The 21,136-nt window shown below is 59.9% G+C and carries 16 protein-coding genes; 13 read left to right on the forward strand and 3 right to left on the reverse strand.

Translation table 11 applies throughout. From position 1 onward, the window contains the following. Nucleotides 1–7 precede the first annotated feature (7 nt). Nucleotides 8–445: a Z-ring associated ZapG family protein gene (locus tag HU773_RS23655; protein WP_120734150.1), complete on the forward strand. Its 438-nt coding sequence runs from the start codon at nucleotides 8–10 to the stop codon at nucleotides 443–445. Nucleotides 446–643: 198 nt separating this feature from the next. Here HU773_RS23655 and HU773_RS23660 read toward each other — a convergent pair whose 3' ends face one another. Next, entirely contained in the window at nucleotides 644–1,204 is a 561-nt protein-coding gene (locus HU773_RS23660; protein WP_057958431.1) for a response regulator transcription factor, read from the reverse strand. After that, on the reverse strand, nucleotides 1,197–2,459 hold the full coding sequence (locus HU773_RS23665; RefSeq protein WP_057958430.1) for an ATP-binding protein: 1,263 nt from the start codon (nucleotides 2,457–2,459) through the stop codon (nucleotides 1,197–1,199). The genes HU773_RS23660 and HU773_RS23665 overlap by 8 nt, the downstream gene beginning before the upstream one ends. 207 nt (nucleotides 2,460–2,666) lie before the next feature. Between HU773_RS23665 and HU773_RS23670 the strand changes: the two genes are divergently transcribed. From HU773_RS23670 to HU773_RS23725, 12 genes are all read left to right on the forward strand, one after another. Further along, nucleotides 2,667–3,383, forward strand: a complete 717-nt coding sequence (locus HU773_RS23670) for an SIMPL domain-containing protein (RefSeq protein ID WP_186625292.1) — start codon at nucleotides 2,667–2,669, stop codon at nucleotides 3,381–3,383. Between the two features lie 86 nt (nucleotides 3,384–3,469). After that, nucleotides 3,470–5,071: an ABC transporter substrate-binding protein gene (locus tag HU773_RS23675; RefSeq protein WP_186625294.1), complete on the forward strand. Its 1,602-nt coding sequence runs from the start codon at nucleotides 3,470–3,472 to the stop codon at nucleotides 5,069–5,071. A 258-nt stretch (nucleotides 5,072–5,329) separates the two neighbouring features. Then, nucleotides 5,330–6,955, forward strand: coding sequence for an ABC transporter substrate-binding protein (locus HU773_RS23680; RefSeq protein WP_057438055.1), 1,626 nt, complete (start codon nucleotides 5,330–5,332; stop codon nucleotides 6,953–6,955). A 365-nt stretch (nucleotides 6,956–7,320) separates the two neighbouring features. Beyond that, nucleotides 7,321–8,865, forward strand: a complete 1,545-nt coding sequence (locus tag HU773_RS23685; RefSeq protein WP_370694608.1) for an ABC transporter substrate-binding protein — start codon at nucleotides 7,321–7,323, stop codon at nucleotides 8,863–8,865. Nucleotides 8,866–9,035: 170 nt separating this feature from the next. Then, a complete protein-coding gene (locus HU773_RS23690; protein ID WP_057958426.1) occupies nucleotides 9,036–10,436 on the forward strand; it encodes an OprD family outer membrane porin in 1,401 nt (466 codons plus the stop codon). A gap of 81 nt (nucleotides 10,437–10,517) precedes the next feature. Then, complete coding sequence (locus tag HU773_RS23695; RefSeq protein ID WP_057958425.1) at nucleotides 10,518–12,113, forward strand: ABC transporter substrate-binding protein; 1,596 nt, start codon at nucleotides 10,518–10,520, stop codon at nucleotides 12,111–12,113. Nucleotides 12,114–12,186: 73 nt separating this feature from the next. Then, nucleotides 12,187–13,197, forward strand: a complete 1,011-nt coding sequence (locus HU773_RS23700) for an ABC transporter permease subunit (protein ID WP_057958424.1) — start codon at nucleotides 12,187–12,189, stop codon at nucleotides 13,195–13,197. Nucleotides 13,198–13,207: 10 nt separating this feature from the next. Next, nucleotides 13,208–14,119: an ABC transporter permease subunit gene (locus tag HU773_RS23705; RefSeq protein ID WP_029291943.1), complete on the forward strand. Its 912-nt coding sequence runs from the start codon at nucleotides 13,208–13,210 to the stop codon at nucleotides 14,117–14,119. A gap of 10 nt (nucleotides 14,120–14,129) precedes the next feature. Continuing rightward, the gene (locus HU773_RS23710; RefSeq protein ID WP_057438051.1) at nucleotides 14,130–15,098 is read left to right on the forward strand and encodes an ABC transporter ATP-binding protein; all 969 of its coding nucleotides are present in this window, start codon (nucleotides 14,130–14,132) and stop codon (nucleotides 15,096–15,098) included. Continuing rightward, nucleotides 15,098–16,069: a peptide ABC transporter ATP-binding protein gene (locus HU773_RS23715; RefSeq protein WP_057958423.1), complete on the forward strand. Its 972-nt coding sequence runs from the start codon at nucleotides 15,098–15,100 to the stop codon at nucleotides 16,067–16,069. The genes HU773_RS23710 and HU773_RS23715 overlap by 1 nt, the downstream gene beginning before the upstream one ends. 322 nt (nucleotides 16,070–16,391) lie before the next feature. After that, nucleotides 16,392–18,650: a TonB-dependent siderophore receptor gene (locus tag HU773_RS23720; protein WP_057438048.1), complete on the forward strand. Its 2,259-nt coding sequence runs from the start codon at nucleotides 16,392–16,394 to the stop codon at nucleotides 18,648–18,650. A gap of 288 nt (nucleotides 18,651–18,938) precedes the next feature. After that, nucleotides 18,939–19,280 carry a hypothetical protein gene (locus HU773_RS23725; protein WP_057958422.1) on the forward strand — a complete coding sequence of 114 codons (342 nt, stop codon included), beginning with the start codon at nucleotides 18,939–18,941 and terminating at the stop codon, nucleotides 19,278–19,280. Nucleotides 19,281–19,338: 58 nt separating this feature from the next. On the opposite strand, the gene HU773_RS23730 is transcribed toward HU773_RS23725, so the two are convergent. Then, the gene (locus HU773_RS23730; protein WP_169989525.1) at nucleotides 19,339–20,922 is read right to left on the reverse strand and encodes a peptide chain release factor 3; all 1,584 of its coding nucleotides are present in this window, start codon (nucleotides 20,920–20,922) and stop codon (nucleotides 19,339–19,341) included. Nucleotides 20,923–21,136 lie beyond the last annotated feature (214 nt).

Genomic DNA, 21,136 nt, shown 5'->3' on the forward strand with positions numbered 1-21,136 from the left:
AGGACTCGTGGAACACTCGCTCTTAGTTTGGTTGTTGCCGACTCTTGCCCTGGTTGCCGGTGTCGCCATTGGATTCCTGGTTGCTCGCCTCCTGCCGAATGCCGCGCCTAACCGCACGCAGCGTCAGTTGGATGACATCCAGGAACGTTTTGACAGTTATCAGAACGAGGTTGTTACCCACTTCAACAGCACCGCGACCCTGGTCAAGAAGCTCACCCAGAGCTACCAGGAAGTACAGGATCACCTCGCCGATGGCGCCAACCGCCTGGCCCTGGACGATATTACCCGTCAGCGTCTGCTGGCCGCGCTGCATTCCGATGCCACGCAAGCCCCACGGGAGCGCCTGACCCCGCCACGGGAAAACCAGGAGCCGCCGCGGGACTACGCGCCAAAGGCGCCGAACGCCCCCGGCATGCTGGATGAGCATTACGGCTTGAAAAAGTAAGTCGTTTTCAAGCCATACAAAAAGCCCGGCTGATCCATGATCAGCCGGGCTTTTTGTTGGAACTGGATCGGCAGAACAATGGAGATCCAATGTGGGAGCGGGCTCGCTCGCGAAGGTGGAGTGTCAGTTGTTAAAGACTTGACTGACACTGCGCCTTCGCGAGCAAGCCCGCTCCCACACAAGCCCACTCACCGTAGTTCAGCGCCGTACCGGGCGCTTCTGCAGCTTGCGCTGCAAGGTCCGGCGGTGCATGCCCAGGGCACGGGCCGTGGCTGAGATATTGCCTTCGTGCTCGGTCAACACGCGCTGGATGTGCTCCCACTGCAGGCGGTCCACCGACATCGGGTTTTCCGGCACCAGGGTGTCGAGGTCGGCATGCTCGGAGAGCAAGGCGGCCAGCACATCATCGGCGTCCGCCGGCTTGCACAGGTAGTTGCAGGCACCGCGCTTGATCGCCTCGACAGCGGTGGCAATGCTCGAATACCCGGTGAGGATCAGCACGCGCATTTCCGGGTCCAGCTCCAGCAGCTTGGGCAGCAGCACAAGGCCCGAGTCACCGTCCATTTTCAGGTCCAGTGCCGCGTAGTCCGGCAGGTCGGCCTGGGCGATGGCCAGGCCTTCTTCGGCGGAACCTGCAGTGCTGACGCGAAACCCGCGACGGCTCATGGCTCGCGCCATTACGCGGGTAAAGGTGGCATCGTCATCTACCAGCAACAGGTGCGGCAGTTCTTCGCCTTCGACTTGGATCTCGTCACTCATCGATGTCTCCTCGTGCAGCACGGGGCAGGCGCAGCTCGGTGAGCGTGCCGCCTTCCTCATGGGGGTAAAGTTTCACCGAGCCGCCAGCGCGGGTCACGCTGGCCTTGCTCAAGAACAGGCCCAGGCCGAAGCCTTTGCCCTTGGTGGTAAAGAATGGCTTGCCGATCTGCTCGGCAATCGCCAGCGGCACGCCAGCGCCGTGGTCGCGAATACTGATGGTGAGGTTTTCCCAATCCCAGTCCAACTGCACTTCCAACCCTTCCGGGCAGGCGTCGGCTGCATTGTTCAACAGGTTCAGCAACGCCTGGGTCAGGTCCGGCGGTGGCGCCATACGCGGCACTGCGCCCTGCCCCAGCAGGTGGAAACGGTAACTGGCTTCGGGACGCATCAAGTGCCAGCGGTTCAGGGCTTCGTCCAGCCACTGGGTGACGTCTTGCATATCCACCGCCAGGCGCCGGTTGGCTTCAGCGGCGCGCACCAGTTGCTGCAAGGTCTGCTTGCACTGCTTGACCTGTTCCTGCAACACGCCGAGGTCGTCTTGCAAGGCCGGGTCGTGATGGTCCTGGCGCATTTCCTTGATCAGCACGCTCATGGTTGCCAGCGGCGTGCCCAGTTCATGGGCCGCACCGGCGGCCTGGGTCGCCACGGCCAGCAGTTGCTGGTCACGCAGGCCCTCTTCACGGCGGATTGCGCGCAGTTCTTCCTGGCGCCGCAGCTCTTCGGCCATGCGCGCGGCAAAAAAGGTGATCACCGCCGCCGACAGCGCGAAGCTCAGCCACATGCCGTAGATCTGCAGGTTTTCCCGGGCAATCGGGAAGGTTTCCAGGGGATAGAACTGCGCCAGCAACAAGGTGTAAAGCGCCAGGGCAATCCCCGACAGGATCACCGAATAGCGCCACGGCAAGGTCACGGCAGCGATGGTCAGCGGTACCAGGTAATAGGAAACGAAGGGGTTGGTGGAGCCACCGGAGAAATACAGCAACACGCTGTGGATAAACAGGTCGCAGGCCAGTTGCAGCGCGTACTCCAGCTCCGTCACCGGCCAGGTGGTGCGCAGACGGATGGCCGTGAACACACACAGCACCGTGGAAAAGGCCAGGGTCACCCACAGTTGCAGCCAAGGCAGCGGCAGCAGTTCAAACCAATAGGCGAGCCCCACGGAACCGGCCTGGGCGGCCAGCACCAGGGTGCGGATAAACGTCAGGCGCCAGAGGTTCTGGCGAGTGGCGGAAGTCAGTTTTACGGGGGCGAGCATGAGCTCTCCTGATGAGCGCTCCAGGCGGATCGCAGCAAGTATAAACGAAGCGACGATACAGTCTGCGAGTCTGTGGCCCTTTGACGCAGGTCATGGCTTTATGACCGTTCGTCGGCATCGTCGCCAGATGTAGAGATTTTGTAACCCGCCGAACCCGAATCCCCCGTCTACAGTCTTACCGAACACGATCACTCTCAAGGAGCTTCCATGTCACGTTTCACTCGCAGTGCCGCCCTTATTGCCCTCAGCGTTGGCAGCATTGCCAGCCTGCCCGCGCTGGCCGCCGACCAACTGCACTACAACCAGATTTCCCTGCGGGCCGAAGTCAGCCAGGAAGTGGCCCGTGACAAGATGATCGTCACCCTCTACACCGAGTCGCAAAATACTGACCCGGCCCAGCTCGCCGCCGAAGTCACAACCATCATGAACAAGGCGCTGGGCGAAGCTCGCGAAGTAAAAGCCGTGACCCTGCGCCAGGGCAGCCGCAACAGCTATCCGATCTACGACAACAAGAACCAGAAGATCACCGGCTGGCGCGAGCGCGCCGAACTGCGTCTGGAAAGCGCGGACTTCCCCGCGCTGTCCAAGCTCACCGGCGAGCTGCTCAACACCCTGAAAATGGACAATATGGACTTCGCCATCGCCGACGCCACGCGCAAGTCCAGCGAAGACGCGTTGCTCAAGGATGCGGTCGCCGCGTTCAAGGCCCGCGCCCAACTGGCCACCGATGCACTCGGCGGCAAGGGCTACAAGATCGTCAACCTGAACTTCAACACCAACGGCTACCCAATGCCGTACGCGCGAAATGGCGGGATGATGATGAAGGCGGCAGCGATGGATTCGGCGCCGACACCTGAGGTAGAGGCCGGCACCAGCCAGGTCAGCATGAGTGCCGACGGGGTGATTGAAGTACAGATGCCATAAGCCTTACCTGATGACCCACAACGGCGGTAACCTCGGTGACCGCCGTTTTTTTTGGCCGTTGTTTACCTGCCATTTCAGGGGTCACCATGGATAGAACTGTCTTCAAGCCGCTCCTCCTCGTTGCCAGCCTGCTGGCGTGCATGCCCACGGCCCAGGCGGCAAGCACCCTGGTCTACTGCTCCGAAGCCAGCCCCGCCGGGTTCGATCCGAGCCAGTACACCAGCGGCACCGATTTTGATGCCTCGGCCGAAACCGTGTTCAACCGCCTGACCCAGTTCAAGCGCGGCGGGACCGAAGTCGAGCCGGGCCTGGCGACCCGTTGGGAGGTGTCCAAGGACGGCCTGGCCTACACCTTTCACCTGCGCGACGGGGTCAAGTTCCACAGCACCGAGTACTTCACCCCGACCCGCGACTTCAATGCCGACGATGTGCTGTTCACTTTCCAGCGCCTGCTGGACGCCAACCATCCATTCCGTCAGGCCTACCCGTCCGAGTCGCCGTACTTCACCGATATGGGCCTGAATACCACGATCAAAAGTGTGGAAAAGCTCGACGAGCACAGCGTGCGCTTCAACCTCAATAACGTCGATGCCGCTTTCGTGCAGAACCTGGCCATGAGCTTTGCGTCCGTGCAATCGGCCGAGTACGCGGCGCAGTTGCTTAAAGACGGCAAGGCCGCCGATATCAACCAGAAACCGATCGGCACCGGGCCGTTTGTGTTCAAGCGCTACCAGAAGGACTCGCAGATTCGCTACGTCGCCAATAAAAACTATTGGAAGCCTGAGGATGTGAAACTCGACAGCCTGGTGTTTGCGATCACCCCGGACGCCGCGTCGCGCCTACAAAAGCTCAAGGCCGGCGAATGCCAGGTCAGCGGCTATCCGCGCCCCTCGGATATCGAGGTGATGAAGCAGGATCCAAACCTGCGCGTGCAGCAGCAGGCGGGCTTCAACCTGGGCTTTCTGGCCTATAACGTGACCCATCCGCCGCTGGACCAGCTCAAGGTGCGCCAGGCCCTGGACATGGCCATCGATAAGCCGGCGATTATCCAGGCGGTGTACCAAAGTGCCGGGCAATTGGCGCAGAACGCACTGCCGCCGGCCCAGTGGTCTTATGACCCCAGCATCAAGGACGCACCGCACGACCCTGCCAAGGCCCGGGCGCTACTAAAAGAAGCAGGGGTTGCACCAGGTACCACCATCAATCTGTGGGCGATGACCGTGCAGCGCGCCTCCAATCCCAACGCGCGAATGTCGGCGCAGATGATCCAGCAGGATTGGGCCAAAGTCGGGATCACCGCCAATATCGTCAGCTATGAGTGGGGCGAATACATCAAGCGCGCAAAAAACGGCGAGCACGATGTGATGATCTACGGCTGGACCGGCGACAACGGCGACCCGGATAACTGGCTGGGCGCGCTCTACAGTTGTGCCGCGGTCAAGGGCAGCAACTATGCAAAATGGTGTAACCCGCAGTACGACCAACTGGTGCAGAAGGCCAAGCTCAGCAGTGACCGTGACGAACGCATAAAGTGGTATCAACAGGCGCAAAAAATACTTAAGGATCAAGTACCTATAACGCCTATTGCGAACTCGACGGTTTTCCAGCCACTGCGCAAGGAGGTCCAGGACTTCAAGATCAGCCCGTTTGGCCTGACACCGTTCTACGGCGTAAGTCTGAATAAGTAACAACTATGCCCCAACCGGGTGCGCCAGACACCTCGGTTGGACTTATTCGGTGCACTCCACGCACCGAAAAAAGCCCTCAAAAGTACAGTTTCGTGTCGAAAATTATATGAATGCGACATTCCTGTACGTTCGTACCACTCTTTGCCGCTTGTTGCCTCTCAACGTCTTGCATTGGGTATGGGGCCTGCATAAGTATCCGCAGGCCGACTCACGAGGTCGCCCTCAATTCCAAAAATGACAACAAATCATGAGGCCAACATGCTTAAACACGCAGTCATTCCGTTTTTAGTCAGCGCCGGTTTAATGGCCGCTGCACCTTTCGCCCAGGCGGCGACTAATCTGGTGTTCTGCTCCGAAGGGAGCCCGGCCGGTTTCGACCCAGGCCAGTACACTACCGGAACAGACTTCGATGCTTCGGCCGAAACCATGTTCAACCGGCTCAGCCAGTTCGAGCGCGGCGGCACCGCCGTGATTCCTGGCCTGGCCACCAAGTGGGATGTATCCGAAGACGGCCTGACCTACACCTTCCACCTGCGCGAAGGGGTCAAGTTCCACACCACGCCGTATTTCAAGCCGACTCGTGAATTCAACGCCGACGACGTGCTCTTCACCTTCAACCGGATGATCAATAAAGACGATCCGTTCCGTAAGGCCTACCCCACCGAGTTCCCGTACTTCACGGACATGGGGATGGACACCAACATCAAGAACATCGAGAAAATCGACGACCACACCGTCAAGTTCACCCTTGGCACCGTGGACGCCGCGTTTATCCAGAACCTGGCCATGAGCTTCGCCTCGGTACAGTCGGCCGAATACGCCGCCCAACTGTTGAAGGACGGCAAGCCCCAGGACATCAACCAGAAGCCGGTCGGCACTGGTCCGTTCGTGTTCAAGAGCTACCAGAAAGACTCCAACATCCGCTTCACCGGCAACAAGGATTACTGGAAGCCTGAAGACGTGAAGATCGACAACCTGATCTTCGCCATCACCACCGACCCGTCGGTGCGTGTGCAGAAACTCAAGAAGAATGAATGCCAGGTCACCCTCTTCCCGCGTCCGGCCGACCTCAAGGCCCTGGGCGAGGACAAAACCCTGAAACTGCCGCACCAGGCCGGTTTCAACCTGGGTTATATCGCCTACAACGTCATGCCAGTGCTCAAGGGCCAGACGGCCGCCAACCCCCTGGCCGACCTGCGCGTACGCCAGGCGCTGGACATGTCGGTCAACAAGCAGCAGATCATCGACTCGGTGTACCAGGGCGCAGGCCAACTGGCGGTCAACGCCATGCCGCCGACCCAATGGTCCTATGACGACACCATCAAGGACGTCCCGCACGATGTGGCCAAGGCCAAGGAACTGCTCAAGGAGGCCGGCGTCAAGGAAGGCACCGAGATCACCTTGTGGGCCATGCCGGTCCAGCGTCCGTACAACCCCAACGCCAAGCTGATGGCCGAGATGCTGCAGAACGACTGGAAGCAGATCGGCTTGAAGGTCAACATCGTCAGCTACGAGTGGGGCGAGTACATCAAGCGTTCCAAGGGCGGCGAGAACCAGGCCATGATCATCGGCTGGAGCGGTGACAATGGTGACCCGGACAACTGGCTGAACGTGCTGTTTGGCTGCGACTCCCTGGCCGGCAACAACTTCTCCAAATGGTGTGACAAGAAATTCGACGGCATCGTGAAAGAAGCCAAGGCCACATCGGACGTCGCCAAGCGCACCGAACTGTACAAGCAGGCGCAACACGTCCTCAAAGATGCAGTGCCCATGACACCTATCGCACACTCGACGGTGTATCAACCCATGCGCAACAACGTGCAGGACTTCAAGATCAGCCCATTTGGCTTGAATTCCTTCTACGGGGTAAGCGTCAGCAAGTAGTGATCTCTAGCGGCGACGTTTCATAACGTCGCCGTTATTGCATCCGCCCAGATCCTAGGAATCGAACTACCCCCGCATGGGCTGCCGTCCTACAGCAGCTAACTGCGCAGGTTACGTCCGATACCTACAAGGTCTGTCCGGTTCTGCGCATTTACCGCCCTGCCCTCGTTCCCTAACGTCGAGGTAGGCAAACGCGCAGTTCCGATACGGCATTTGCTGTGGATGGGAGCAGTGCTTTCTCCATGCCAGGTAAGGCGTGCTGATTGTTCACTGACGAAAACGATAAACATGGATTGGGGACCGTCATGCGCCATACCACCGTTCTATCCGCGATATTGGGTACCAGCCTGTTGGCCGTCGCTTCGATGGGCCAGGCTGCCGAAAAGAAAAGCCTGGTGTTCTGCTCCGAAGGCAGCCCGGCCGGGTTCGATACTGCGCAGTACACCACCGCCACCGACAACGATGCGGCCGAGCCGATCTACAACCGCCTGGTTGAGTTCGAAAAGGGTGAAACCGGCGTCGTACCAGGGCTGGCTACCAAGTGGGATATCTCGCCAGACGGCCTGACCTACACCTTCCACTTGCGCGAAGGGGTGAAGTTCCACAGCAACAAGGAATTCAAGCCGACACGGGATTTCAACGCCGATGACGTGCTGTTCACCTTCAACCGCATGCTTGACGCCAACCACCCGTTTCGCAAGGCCTACCCCACCGAGTTTCCGTACTTCAACGGGATGAGCCTGAACAAGAACATCGCCAAGGTCGAGAAAACCGACCCGCATACCGTGGTGATGACCCTGAACACGGTCGATGCCGCGTTTATCCAGAACATCGCCATGAGCTTCGCCGCGATCCTCTCGGCCGAGTACGCCGAGCAACTGCTCAAGGCCGGCAAACCCAGCGATATCAACCAGAAGCCGATCGGCACCGGGCCGTTCGTGTTCCAGCGTTACCAGAAGGATTCGCAGATCCGTTTCGCCGGCAATAAAAACTACTGGGACCCGAGCAAGGTCAAGCTCGACCAACTGATTTTCGCCATCAACACCGACGCCTCGGTACGCGTGCAGAAGCTCAAGGCCAATGAATGCCAGGTCACCCTGCATCCACGCCCCGCCGATGTCGACGCGCTCAAGGCCGACCCGAACCTGCAACTGCTGACCAAACCCGGCTTCAACCTCGGCTACATCGCCTATAACGTGCGGCACAAACCCTTCGACCAGCTCGAAGTGCGCCAGGCCCTGGACATGGCGGTGAATAAGCAGAGCATCCTCAATGCCGTGTACCAGGGCGCGGGGCAACTGGCGGTCAACGCCATGCCGCCGACCCAGTGGTCCTATGACGACAGCATCAAGGACGCCGCCTACAACCCGGAAAAAGCCAAGGAATTGCTCAAGGCGGCCGGCGTCAAGGAAGGCACCGAGATCACCCTGTGGGCCATGCCCGTCCAGCGCCCGTACAACCCCAACGCCAAGCTGATGGCCGAGATGCTGCAAAGCGACTGGGCCAAGATTGGCCTCAAGGTCAAGATCGTCAGCTATGAGTGGGGCGAGTACATCAAGCGCACCAAAAACGGCGAGCACGATGTCAGCCTGATTGGTTGGACCGGCGACAACGGTGACCCGGACAACTGGCTGGGCACCCTCTACAGCTGCGACGCCATCGGCGGGAACAACTACTCGATGTGGTGTGACCCGGCGTACGACAAGCTGATCAAGCAAGCCAAGGTCGTCACCGACCGTGAACAACGGACTGTTCTGTACAAACAGGCGCAGCAACTGCTTAAAACACAGGTGCCGATCACGCCTGTCGCCCACTCGACGGTCAACCAACCGTTAAGCACCAAGGTCGAAGGTTTCAAAGTCAGCCCCTTCGGCCGCAACGTGTTCTCGGGCGTCAGTATCACCCCATAAGAAAATAACCGGATGCGCAGAGCGAAGTGGGCTCTGCCGCAAACGTGCAGCTGTAATTCGCGAAATGTCCTACAGCAAACGTTTGCAAGTGCTTGAAGAGTTACACACCCAATAGCCGGCTCATCTAAAAAGGCCGGCATAAAAAAAAGAGAACCAAAGGAGCTCCACCCATGAAACTAAGCAGCAAAGTGCTACTGGCCATGGCCATCAGCAGCATCACCGCGACCGCTTACGCCGAACCTGCAAGCCAGGAATTCGTGCCGACCACACTGGCCGGCGCCAGCGCCCAAAGCGAAGCCAAGGGCTTTATCGAAGACTTCAGCCTCGGCGGCAGTACGCGCAACTGGTACTCCCACGAAAGCCTCTACCGGGGGGGCAGCTTCAAATACAAAGAGCACGGTGTCGTAAAGACCGACCGCAACCGTACCAACTGGGTTCAGGGCACCATCCTCAACGCAAGCTCGGGTTTCACCCAGGGCACTGTTGGTGTCAAGACCGAAGTAGCGGTGTACAACGCTCTGGTTCTGGACCGCAGCAAACGCGATATCAAGGGCGGCTCTAACCGCACCTTGGCTGACTCTGACGGCAATGCCGTAGACCAGTGGAGCAAGCTGGGCCTGGCCAACGTCCAGTTCCGTGTTTCCAACACCACCCTGACTGCCGGTCGCCAGAATTTCAGCAGCCCTATCGTCGACACTATCGGCAACCGTGCCCTGCCTTCGAGCTTCGAGGGTGTGAGTTTCAACAGCGAAGAATTCAACAACCTGTCGTTCCAGGGCGGTGTGTTTGATCGTGTTTCGCCACGTACCGAGCAGAGCCTGTCGAAGTTCCGTACCGAATACACATCCGATGCCAGCGTGGAGACCGACAAGGTCTACACCCTGGGCGCCAATTATCAGCCGTTCAAAAGCCTGAAGACCAGCTTCTTCGGTGCCAACGTGAAGGACTTCTGGAACCAGTACTACTTCGGTGCAACCCACGAACTGGGTGACAGCCAGCAACTGGCCCTGACCACTGGCTTCAACTACTACAAGACCGTCGACGAAGGCAAAAAGCTGATGGGGGATATCGACAACGATACCTTCTCCCTGTCCCTGGGCCTGGCGCACCAAGCCCACAGCCTGACCTTCTCCTACCAGGCGGTGAACGGTAACGAGTACTTCGACTACCTGCACGAAACCAACGGCATCTACCTGGCCAACTCCTTGACTTCGGACTTCAACGGCCCGAACGAGAAATCCTTCCAGGTCGCCTACGGCATTAACATGGCCGAATACGGCGTGCCGGGCCTGAAGTTCAACATCTACTCGGCTCGCGGCTGGGGCATTGACGGTACCCACTACACCGGCAACCGTGGGGTAGTCGGCAAGGGCTACGACGGTATCCAGAAGCAAGACGGCGAGAAACACCAGGAATACGGTGTAGGCGCCGGTTATGCGATCCAGAGCGGCCCGCTCAAGGCCACTGCTATCCGTGCGACCTACGTCGAACACCGTGGCAGCGAGTTCCAATCTGACGGCAGCGTCAAGGAATTCCGTCTGGTCACCACCATCCCATTCAACATCCTTTAATTAGCGCCAGGTAAACGGCAGGCTCAGGACGAGCCTGCCGTCTACATTTGTGTGGTTGAATCGTTTGCAGAGGGCTCTTCAATGAAAATGCTCCCGTTACAAGCCGCCATGACCGCTGCACTGCTGAGTGTGGCCCTGGGCATTTCGGCCAAGCCGCTGGTGGTCTGCACCGAAGCCAGTCCGGAAGGCTTCGACCCGGTCCTGTACACCACGGCCGTCACCGCCGATGCTGCGGCCGAAACCATGTTCAACCGCCTGGTGGACTTCAAGCCCGGCACTACTGAAATCGTGCCTGCACTCGCCAAATCGTGGGACATCAGTGAAGACGGTCTGACCTATACCTTCCACCTGCGTGATGACGTCAAGTTCCACACCACCGACTACTTCAAGCCCACGCGCAACCTGAATGCCGACGACGTGCTCTGGAGCTTCCAGCGTCAACTGGACCCGAAACATCCGTGGCACAACAAGTCCACCACCGGTTTCCCCTATTTCGAAAGCATGGGTTTCAAGGAACTGCTCAAAAGCGTCGAGAAGACCGATGACCACACCGTGGTCTTCACCCTGACCCGCCCCGAAGCCCCGTTCCTGGCCGATGTCGCGATGCCCTTCACCGCCATCCACTCCGCCGAATACGCCGACAAACTGCTGGCCGCCAACAAGACCGGCGAGCTCAACAGCAAGCCGATCGGCACCGGCCCGTTTATTTTTACCCGCTACCAGAAAGATGCCCAGGTGCGCTTCAAGGCCAACCCGGAATACTTCCGTGGCAAGCCGCCCGCCGACCCGCTGATCCTGGCCATCGCGGTGGATAACAACGTGCGCCTGCAAAAGCTCAAGGCCAATGAGTGCCAGATCGCGCTGTATCCAAAGCCTGACGACCTGCCGAGTATCAAGGCCGATCCCAACCTGAAGGTCGCGGAACTGGCGGCGATGACCACCGCCTACACCGCCATGAACACCACCCACAAGTACATGAGCGACGCGCGGGTGCGCCACGCGATCAACATCGCGTTCGACAAACAGGGCTATAACGAATCCCTGTACGGCAAAGGCAATGCCATCGACGCCACCGGCCCGTACCCGCCGACCCTGCTGGGCTTCAACGACCAGCTGAAAAACCCGCCCCGCGACCTGGACAAGGCCCGTGCCCTGCTCAAGGAAGCCGGCGTGCCGGAAGGCACCGAATTCACCCTGTTCACCCGCAACGGCGGCGGCCCGACCAACCCCAACCCGATGCTCGGCGCCCAGCGCATGCAGGCGGATCTGGCGAAGATTGGCCTGAAGGTCAATATCAGGGTCATGGAGTGGGGCGAAATGCTCAAGCGCGCCAAAGCCGGCGAACACGACATGGTCTCGGCCGGCTGGGCCGGAGACAACGGCGACCCAGACAACTTCCTCACCCCCAACCTGAGTTGCGATGCCGCTAAAAACGGCGAAAACTACGCCCGCTGGTGTAACCAAGAGTTTCAGGGCTTGATCGACAAGGCCCGCGCCGTGGCTGAACCCGCCGAACGCGCCGCACTCTATGAACAAGCGCTGGCCGTTTTCGACAAGGACCAACCATGGATCCCCATGGCCTACCCGAAAATGTTCACCGCCATGCGCAAGAACGTCGAGGGTTATACCCAAAGCCCCCTGACCAACAATAACTTCGCCACCACCCAGGTGAAGTAATAAGAGACGCCCGGTTCCGTCGACGTTGACGGAGCCGGACCTGCCTAACCGGCTGATTGAGGTAGACAACACGATGTTTAGTTTTATTGCCCGCCGATTGGGGTTATTGATCCCCACGTTCTTCGGCATCACGTTGCTGACTTTTGCGTTGATTCGCATGATCCCTGGCGACCCCGTAGAAGTCATGATGGGCGAAAGGCGGGTTGACCCCGAGATGCACGCCCAGGCAATGGAACGCCTTGGCTTGAACAAACCCTTGTATGCGCAATACCTGGACTACGTCGGCAAGCTCGCCCAGGGCGACCTCGGCGAATCCCTGCGCACCCGCACCAGCGTCTGGAGCGAGTTCACCGCCCTGTTCCCCGCGACCCTGGAACTGTCCATGGCCGCCCTGTTGTTCGCCGGCATCCTCGGGCTATTGGCCGGGGTGATCGCGGCACTCAAGCGAGGATCCCTGTTCGACCATGGGGTGATGGGCATCTCCCTGGCGGGATATTCGATGCCGATCTTCTGGTGGGGCCTGATCCTGATCATGTTCTTCTCGGTGAGCCTGGGCTGGACCCCGGTTTCCGGGCGTATCGACCTGCTCTACGACATCGAGCCGCGCACCGGTTTCATGCTGATCGACACCCTGCTGGCCGACGAGCCGGACGCATTCTGGGATGCCCTGCACCACCTGATCCTGCCGGCCATCGTACTGGGCACCATCCCGCTGGCAGTGATTGCGCGGATGACCCGTTCCTCGATGCTTGAAGTGCTGCGCGAAGACTACATCCGTACCGCCAAGGCCAAGGGCCTGTCGCCGGCGCGCGTGGTGTTCGTGCACGGCCTGCGTAACGCGCTGATCCCGGTGCTGACAGTGGTGGGCCTGCAAGTCGGCACACTGCTGGCCGGTGCGGTTTTGACCGAAACCATCTTCTCCTGGCCCGGCATCGGCAAATGGCTGATCGAAGCCATTGGCGCGCGGGACTACCCGGTGGTGCAAAACGGCATCCTGCTGATCGCCTGTCTGGTGATCCTGGTGAACTTCGTGGTGGATATCCTCTACGGCTTCGCCAACCCACGCATCCGTCACCAGCGCTGAGATCATGACCATGACCACACCTACTCAAGTGTCAGCAGTCGATCAAAGCCTGCTGTACCCGTCGCCGTACAAAGAATTCTGGCAAGCCTTCTCCAAGAACAAGGGCGCGGTTGCCGGCCTGCTGTTTATGTTGCTGATCGTGTTCTGCGCGATCTTCGCCCCCTGGGTGGCGCCCCATAACCCGAGCGAGCAATACCGCGACTTCCTGCTGACCCCGCCGTCGTGGCTGGAAGGCGGGCAGATCCAGTTTTTGCTGGGCACCGACGAACTGGGCCGCGACCTGCTGTCGCGCCTGATCCAGGGCTCACGCCTATCGTTGCTGATCGGTTTGTCGTCGGTGGTGATGTCGCTGATCCCGGGGATCCTGCTGGGCCTGTTCGCCGGGTTCTTCCCGCGCTTGCTCGGCCCGACCATCATGCGTTTGATGGATATCATGCTCGCCCTGCCATCGCTGCTGCTGGCCGTGGCGATTGTCGCCATCCTCGGCCCTGGCCTGATCAACACCGTGATCGCGATTGCCATTGTGTCGCTGCCGTCCTACGTGCGCCTGACCCGCGCGGCGGTGATGGGCGAGCTCAACCGTGACTACGTGACCGCCGCACGCCTGGCCGGTGCCGGCCTGCCGCGCCTGATGTTCGTGACCGTGCTGCCCAACTGCATGGCGCCGTTGATCGTGCAGGCCACCTTGAGCTTTTCCTCGGCGATTCTCGATGCCGCCGCCCTGGGCTTCCTCGGCCTTGGCGTGCAACCGCCGACACCTGAGTGGGGCACCATGCTGGCTTCGGCCCGTGACTACATCGAACGTGCCTGGTGGGTCGTGAGCCTGCCTGGTTTGACCATTTTGCTCAGCGTGCTGGCAATCAACCTGATGGGCGACGGCCTGCGCGATGCGCTGGACCCGAAACTCAAGAATGCCGCGTGAGGAGATTCCCATGTCACTGCTAGAAATCAAGAATCTCAATGTGCGCTTCGGCGACAAAACCGCTGTGCCGGTGGTCGATGGCCTCGACCTGTCCGTGGACAAAGGCGAAGTGTTGGCCATCGTTGGCGAGTCGGGTTCGGGTAAATCCGTGACCATGATGGCGCTGATGGGCCTGATCGAGCATCCCGGCATCGTCACCGCCGACTCGCTGACCTTCGACGGCAAGGACATGCTCAAGCTGAGCAACCGCCAGCGCCGGCAGATCGTCGGCAAAGACCTGGCGATGGTGTTCCAGGACCCGATGACCGCGCTGAACCCCAGCTACACCGTGGGTTTCCAGATTGAAGAAGTGCTGCGCCTGCACCTGAAAATGTCCGGCAAGCAAGCGCGCAAGCGTGCCATTGAACTGCTGGAAAAGGTCGAGATCCCTGGCGCCTCCAGCCGCATGGATGCCTACCCGCACCAACTGTCCGGCGGCATGAGCCAGCGTGTGGCAATTGCCATGGCGATTGCCGGCGAACCAAAACTGCTGATCGCCGACGAACCCACCACCGCCCTGGACGTGACCATCCAGGCGCAGATCATGGAGCTGCTGCTGGCTCTGCAAAAAGAACAGAACATGGGCCTGGTGCTGATCACCCACGACCTCGCAGTCGTCGCGGAAACTGCCCAGCGCGTGTGCGTGATGTACGCCGGCCAAGCGGTGGAAGTCGGCCAGGTGCCCGGTTTGTTCGACGTGCCGGCGCACCCGTACAGCGAAGCGTTGCTGGCGGCGATCCCGGAACACAGCATGGGCGCCGCCCGTCTGTCGACCTTGCCGGGCATCGTCCCCGGTCGGTATGACCGCCCGCAAGGCTGCCTGTTGTCGCCACGCTGCCCGTATGTGCAGGACAGCTGCCGCCAGACCCGTCCGACCCTGGACCCGCAAGCCCACAGCCTTGTGCGCTGCTTCTACCCCTTGAACCAGGAGGTGGCGTAATGGCCGTCGTTCTTACCGCCCGCGACCTGACCCGTCACTACGAAGTGTCCCGTGGCCTGTTCAAGGGCCACGCCACCGTGCGCGCCCTCAATGGCGTGTCGTTCGAGCTGGAAGCCGGCAAGACCCTCGCCGTCGTGGGTGAGTCGGGGTGTGGCAAATCCACCCTGGCCCGGGCGCTGACGCTGATTGAAGAGCCGTCGTCCGGCTCGTTGAAAATCGCCGGCCAGGAAGTCGCCGGCGCCGACAAGGCCCAGCGCAAACAACTGCGCAAAGACGTGCAGATGGTGTTCCAGAGCCCCTATGCCTCGTTGAATCCGCGGCAGAAAGTCGGTGATCAACTGGGCGAGCCGCTGTTGATCAACACCAACCTGTCCGCCGCCGAACGCCGCGAAAAAGTGCAGGCGATGATGAAGCAAGTGGGCCTGCGCCCTGAGCATTATCAGCGTTACCCGCACATGTTCTCCGGTGGCCAGCGCCAGCGCATTGCCCTGGCCCGCGCCATGATGCTGCAACCCAAGGTGCTGGTGGCGGATGAACCGACCTCGGCCCTCGACGTGTCGATCCAGGCCCAGGTGCTCAACCTGTTTATGGACCTGCAGCAGCAGTACAACACGGCCTACGTGTTCATTTCCCACAACCTGGCGGTGGTGCAACACGTTGCCGACCACGTGATGGTGATGTACCTCGGTCGCCCGGTGGAAATGGGCGCGAAGAACGACATCTACGAGCGCCCGCTGCACCCTTACACCCAGGCGCTGCTGTCGGCCACCCCGACCATTCACCCGGACCCGAACAAGCCGAAGATCAAGATCGTCGGCGAGCTGCCCAACCCGCTTAACCCGCCCTCCGGCTGCGCGTTCCATAAGCGCTGCCCGTATGCCACCGAGCGCTGCAGCAGTGAAGAGCCGCTGCTGCGCGAACTGGACAACCGCCAAGTGGCTTGCCATCACGCGGAGCAGTTCGTGGCCTAACCCCCTGTAGGGGTGGGCTTGTGTGGGAGCGGGCTTGCCCGCGATAGCATCAGCGCGGTTTAACTGACAGTGCGAAGCCCTATCCCACACAAGCCCTCTCCCACAGGGCGATACAGCGTTGTACAGCCTCTCCCGCCAGATTGCGCATCAGTCTGGCGGGAGGGGCTTTTTTGTTTTTAGCAAAGTGTAAAAGTTGTAAATGACATTTACTTGTATTTGATAATGACTAGCATTCCGGCGCACAGAGGGCGCCGAATCCTGCTGGAAGGCAGTTCTGGTGCATCTCGCTCAGTTGCCACCTTCCCTAAAGGATTCTGCGGACATGTCACCTCGATTCAGGCTCAGCCATTTCTCCCTGGCGTTTATCGCCGCCCTCTCGTCTCCCGCACTGCTGGCGGATACCTTGGAAAGAGAACACGGCAAAGTGCCGGTAGCCGCTACCGACCTGCCCGTCGACGGCACCTCCCAAGCCCTGGAGTTGAGCGAAACACGAATCCTGGGCACCGCTGCCGAAGAACTCAAACAAGCCCCCGGCGTGTCGATCATCACCGCCGAAGACATCAAGAAACGCCCGCCGACCAACGACCTGTCGGACATCATCCGCCGTGAACCGGGCGTCAACCTCAGTGGCAACAGCTCCAGCGGCAGCCGAGGCAACAACCGCCAGATCGACCTGCGCGGCATGGGCCCGGAAAACACCCTGATCCTGATCGATGGCAAGCCCTCGACCTCGCGCAACGCCGTGCGCTACGGCTGGAGCGGCGACCGTGACACCCGTGGCGAAACCAACTGGGTGCCGGCCGAAGAAGTCGAACGCATTGAAATCCTGCGTGGCCCGGCGGCTGCTCGCTACGGCTCCGGGGCCATGGGCGGGGTGATCAACATCATCACCAAGCGCCCCACCGACCAGTTGCACGGCTCGCTGACCACCTACGTGTCGCTGCCCGAAGACGATGCCGAAGGCATGAGCAAACGCACCAACTTCAACCTCAGCGGCCCGTTGAGCGACACCTTGGCGTTCCGGGTGTATGGCGGCCTGAACAAGACCGATGCCGATGACTCCACCATCAACCAGGCCGAGCAGGCTAGCGCAGACTCGCTGGTCGCCGGCCGCGAGGGTGTGCGCAACAAGGACGTCAACGGTTTGCTCAGTTGGCAATTCACCCCCGAGCAGACCCTGGACCTGGAAGCCAGCTACAGCCGTCAGGGCAATATCTTCGCCGGCGACACCATGCTCAACGGCGGCGGTGTATTCGTGAACAGCCTGGTCGGCAAGGAAACCAGCGTGATCCAGCGCAGCAGTTTCTCCGCCACCCACCGTGGCGAGTTCGACTGGGGCTCGACCATGGCATCGCTGAGCCACGACCTGACCCGCAACGCACGCCTCAACGAAGGCCTGGCGGGTTCCGGCGAGGGCGCGCCCTCCGCCACCGCTGGCCGTTTCGAATCGCGGCTGCGCAACACCCGGGCCACGGCCGAGGTCAACCTGCCCCTGAGTTTCGGCACCGAGCAGGTGCTGACCCTGGGCAGCGAATACCTCTACGAGTCGATGAACGACCCGGGTTCGCTGCGCCCACAAAGCTACGACCCTGGCACAGGTGGCGTACCGAGCATTCCGGGGATGAGCCGCAGCAGCACCAAGACCACGGCCTCCAGCTATGCGCTGTTCGCCGAGGACAACATCGAAGTCGGCAGCAAGACCATCATCACCCCCGGCCTGCGCTACGACGATCATGAAGAGTACGGCGGCAACTGGAGCCCGAGCCTCAACGCCTCGCACCAACTGACCGATGAGCTGAGCCTCAAGGGCGGTATTGCCCGCGCCTACAAGACGCCCAACCTGTACCAGTCCAACCCCAACTACTTGCTGTACAGCCGTGGCAACGGTTGCAACGCCAGCGAAGCCAACTCCGGCGGCTGCTACCTGGTGGGTAACCCGGACCTGAAACCGGAAATCAGCGTCAACAAGGAAATCGGCCTGGCCTATGACAAAGGCACCTGGCGCACCAGCGCGACCTACTTCCGTAATGACTACAAGAACAAAATCAACGCCAGCAACACCGCCGCCTACCGCCTGGACGGCGGGCGCCGCGTGCTGGAGTGGGAAAACAGCGGGGCGGCACTGGTGCAGGGGGTCGAGGGCAACCTGTTCATGACCTTGCGCGACGACCTGGACTGGAACACCAACCTGACCTACATGATCGACTCCAAGGACAAGGACACCGGCGAACCGCTGAGCGTCATTCCCAAGTACACGGTCAACACCACCCTGGACTGGCAGGCCACCGACAAGCTGTCGTTCCAGGTCAGCGGCACCTACTACGGCAAGCAGGAGGCGCCGACCCTCAACTCCCGCAGCGCCAACCGCTATGATCGCAGCGCCCAACAGGATGTGGACCCGTACGGTTTGATGGGGTTGAGCAGCGGCTACGAGTTCACCAAGAACCTGAGTGTGCGCGTGGGCATCGAGAACCTGCTGGACAAGCGCCTGTATCGCAAAGGCAATGCTGACGATGCCGGTGCCCAGACGTATAACGAACCGGGTCGGGCTTACTTTGCGTCGGTGACGGCTTCGTTCTAAGGGCCATGCTATTGAAGGTCTTTGAATAGTCAGCTGTATCTGGACACTTTGGCGAGGGGACAAATCCCCTCGCCACCAGTGGGTGTTACCTTTAATTAAGCGTTAGCAATTACCGTTTATTCGCGAGCAAACCAACGACAAGTCCGACATTAAAAACAGCACTATCGCCCACCAACAAAGCAAACTTTCCGCAACTTGTAACTACCATGTTTCCGCAATTGCGCAACGCAATCTCAGAAGAATAAAGTCCGCCAGCTACAACTTCCTATATTCTTTGCGAGAACTGTCATGAGAGAAATTTCAAAATCTCTGAAAAAGCTGCTGTCTGATATCTACGAGGACGGCGACGTGTCGCTGATGGAGTTCAAGGCCTTGCAGGTTGAATCCGACCTGCGTTGGGGAAGGGTGGTCGATGAACTGGGGAAAAACAATACATTGCTGGCATTTCAAAGTTCGATGGATGTTGCCATGCACTTATTGTTTTTGAGCCTGAACTACATAAAGGACCAGGAAATCACTGATGTGGGCGAAGCCATTGTCAAAGATGCAATAGCCGCACAAGTTGAAACGCTAATGGCCGGTGCTGAACTGTCCCTTAAACAACTTAAAGTTGGCCCCAACACCCGGTAATCTACCGCAAAAAAAGGCGAAGCCATCACAGCTCCGCCTTTTTTTATACCGCTAACCCTTAGTGGTGTTCGCGGGTCGCACGGAATTTCACATCAGGCCAGCGCTCTTCCATCAACGCCAGGTTCACCCGGGTAGGCGCCAGGTAGGTCAGGTGGCCACCGCCGTCGATGGCGAGGTTTTCCACGGCCTTGTTGGAGAACTCCTCCAACTTCTTCTTGTCACTGCAATCAATCCAGCGTGCCGAGTACACGGTGATCGGCTCGTAGGAGCATTCGACCTTGTATTCCTCTTTCAAGCGGCTGGCCACCACATCGAACTGCAGCACACCCACGGCGCCGAGGATGATGTCGTTGCTGCGCTCGGGGAAGAACACCTGGGTGGCGCCCTCTTCCGCCAATTGCTGCAGACCTTGGCGCAGTTGCTTGGATTTCAGCGGGTCGCGCAGGCGTACGCGGCGGAACAGTTCCGGGGCGAAGTGCGGGATACCGGTGAAGCTCAAGGCTTCGCCTTCGGTGAAGGTGTCGCCGATCTGGATGGTGCCGTGGTTGTGCAAACCGATGATGTCGCCGGCAAACGCTTCTTCCAGTTGCTCACGCTCCGAGGAGAAGAACGTCAGGGCGTCGCCGATGCGTACGTCCTTGCCGGTGCGTACGTGGCGCATCTTCATGCCTTTTTCGTACTTGCCGGAGCAGATACGCATAAAGGCGATACGGTCGCGGTGCTTGGGGTCCATGTTCGCCTGGATCTTGAACACGAAGCCGCTGAATTTCTCTTCAACCGGCTCCACGGTACGCTCGTTGGCAACCCGCGCCAGTGGTTTCGGTGCCCAATTGACCACCGCATCCAGTACGTGGTCGACGCCGAAGTTGCCCAGGGCGGTACCGAAGAACACCGGGGTCAGTTGCCCGTCGAGGAATTCCTGCTGGTTGAACTCATGGCAGGCGCCCTGCACCAGTTCCAGTTGGTCGACGAAGCGCTCGTACTCGTCACCCAGGTGGGCGCGGGCCTCATCGGAGTCGAGTTTCTCGATGATCTTCACATCGGTGCGTTCGTGACCGTGGCCGGCGGTGTAGACAATGATGTAGTCGTCGGCCAGGTGGTACACGCCCTTGAAGTCGCGGTAGCAACCAATCGGCCAGGTGATCGGCGCGGCCTTGATCTTCAGGACGGCTTCGATTTCATCCAGCAGTTCGATCGGGTCGCGGATGTCACGGTCGAGTTTGTTGATAAAGCTGACGATCGGCGTATCGCGCAGGCGGCACACGTCCATCAGCGCGATGGTGCGTGGCTCGACGCCCTTACCGCCGTCGAGGACCATCAAGGCCGAGTCCACCGCGGTCAGGGTGCGGTAGGTATCTTCGGAGAAGTCTTCATGGCCCGGGGTGTCGAGCAGGTTGACCATGTGGTCGCGATAGGGGAACTGCATGACCGACGTGGTAATGGAAATACCCCGTTGTTTCTCCATCTCCATCCAGTCAGAGGTGGCATGGCGATCGGATTTGCGGGATTTCACCGTGCCGGCCACTGCGATCGCCTTGCCCATCAGCAGGAGCTTTTCGGTGATGGTGGTTTTACCGGCATCGGGGTGGGAAATAATGGCGAAAGTGCGGCGTTTCGCGACTTCGGCGGCCTGGTGGGTCATGGGAAATCGCCTGGCAGGTGAGTCAAAAAAGGGCGGCGAGTATAGCGCAAACCCAGGGAGCCGGACCACCGTTCACCCGATTGGGGGGTGGCTAAATGCTGCCAAGTATGGAACCTTTTAAAAGGTAGAGACGTCCACTCCCCTGCTACCGCACTCGGAACAGGGGCTGAAAAATCAGCAAGTTAGCCTGACGAGGCTGCGCTCATGGCTTGGT

The sequence above is a fragment of the Pseudomonas shahriarae genome, assembly GCF_014268455.2.
GTDB classification, from domain to species: domain Bacteria; phylum Pseudomonadota; class Gammaproteobacteria; order Pseudomonadales; family Pseudomonadaceae; genus Aquipseudomonas; species Aquipseudomonas shahriarae.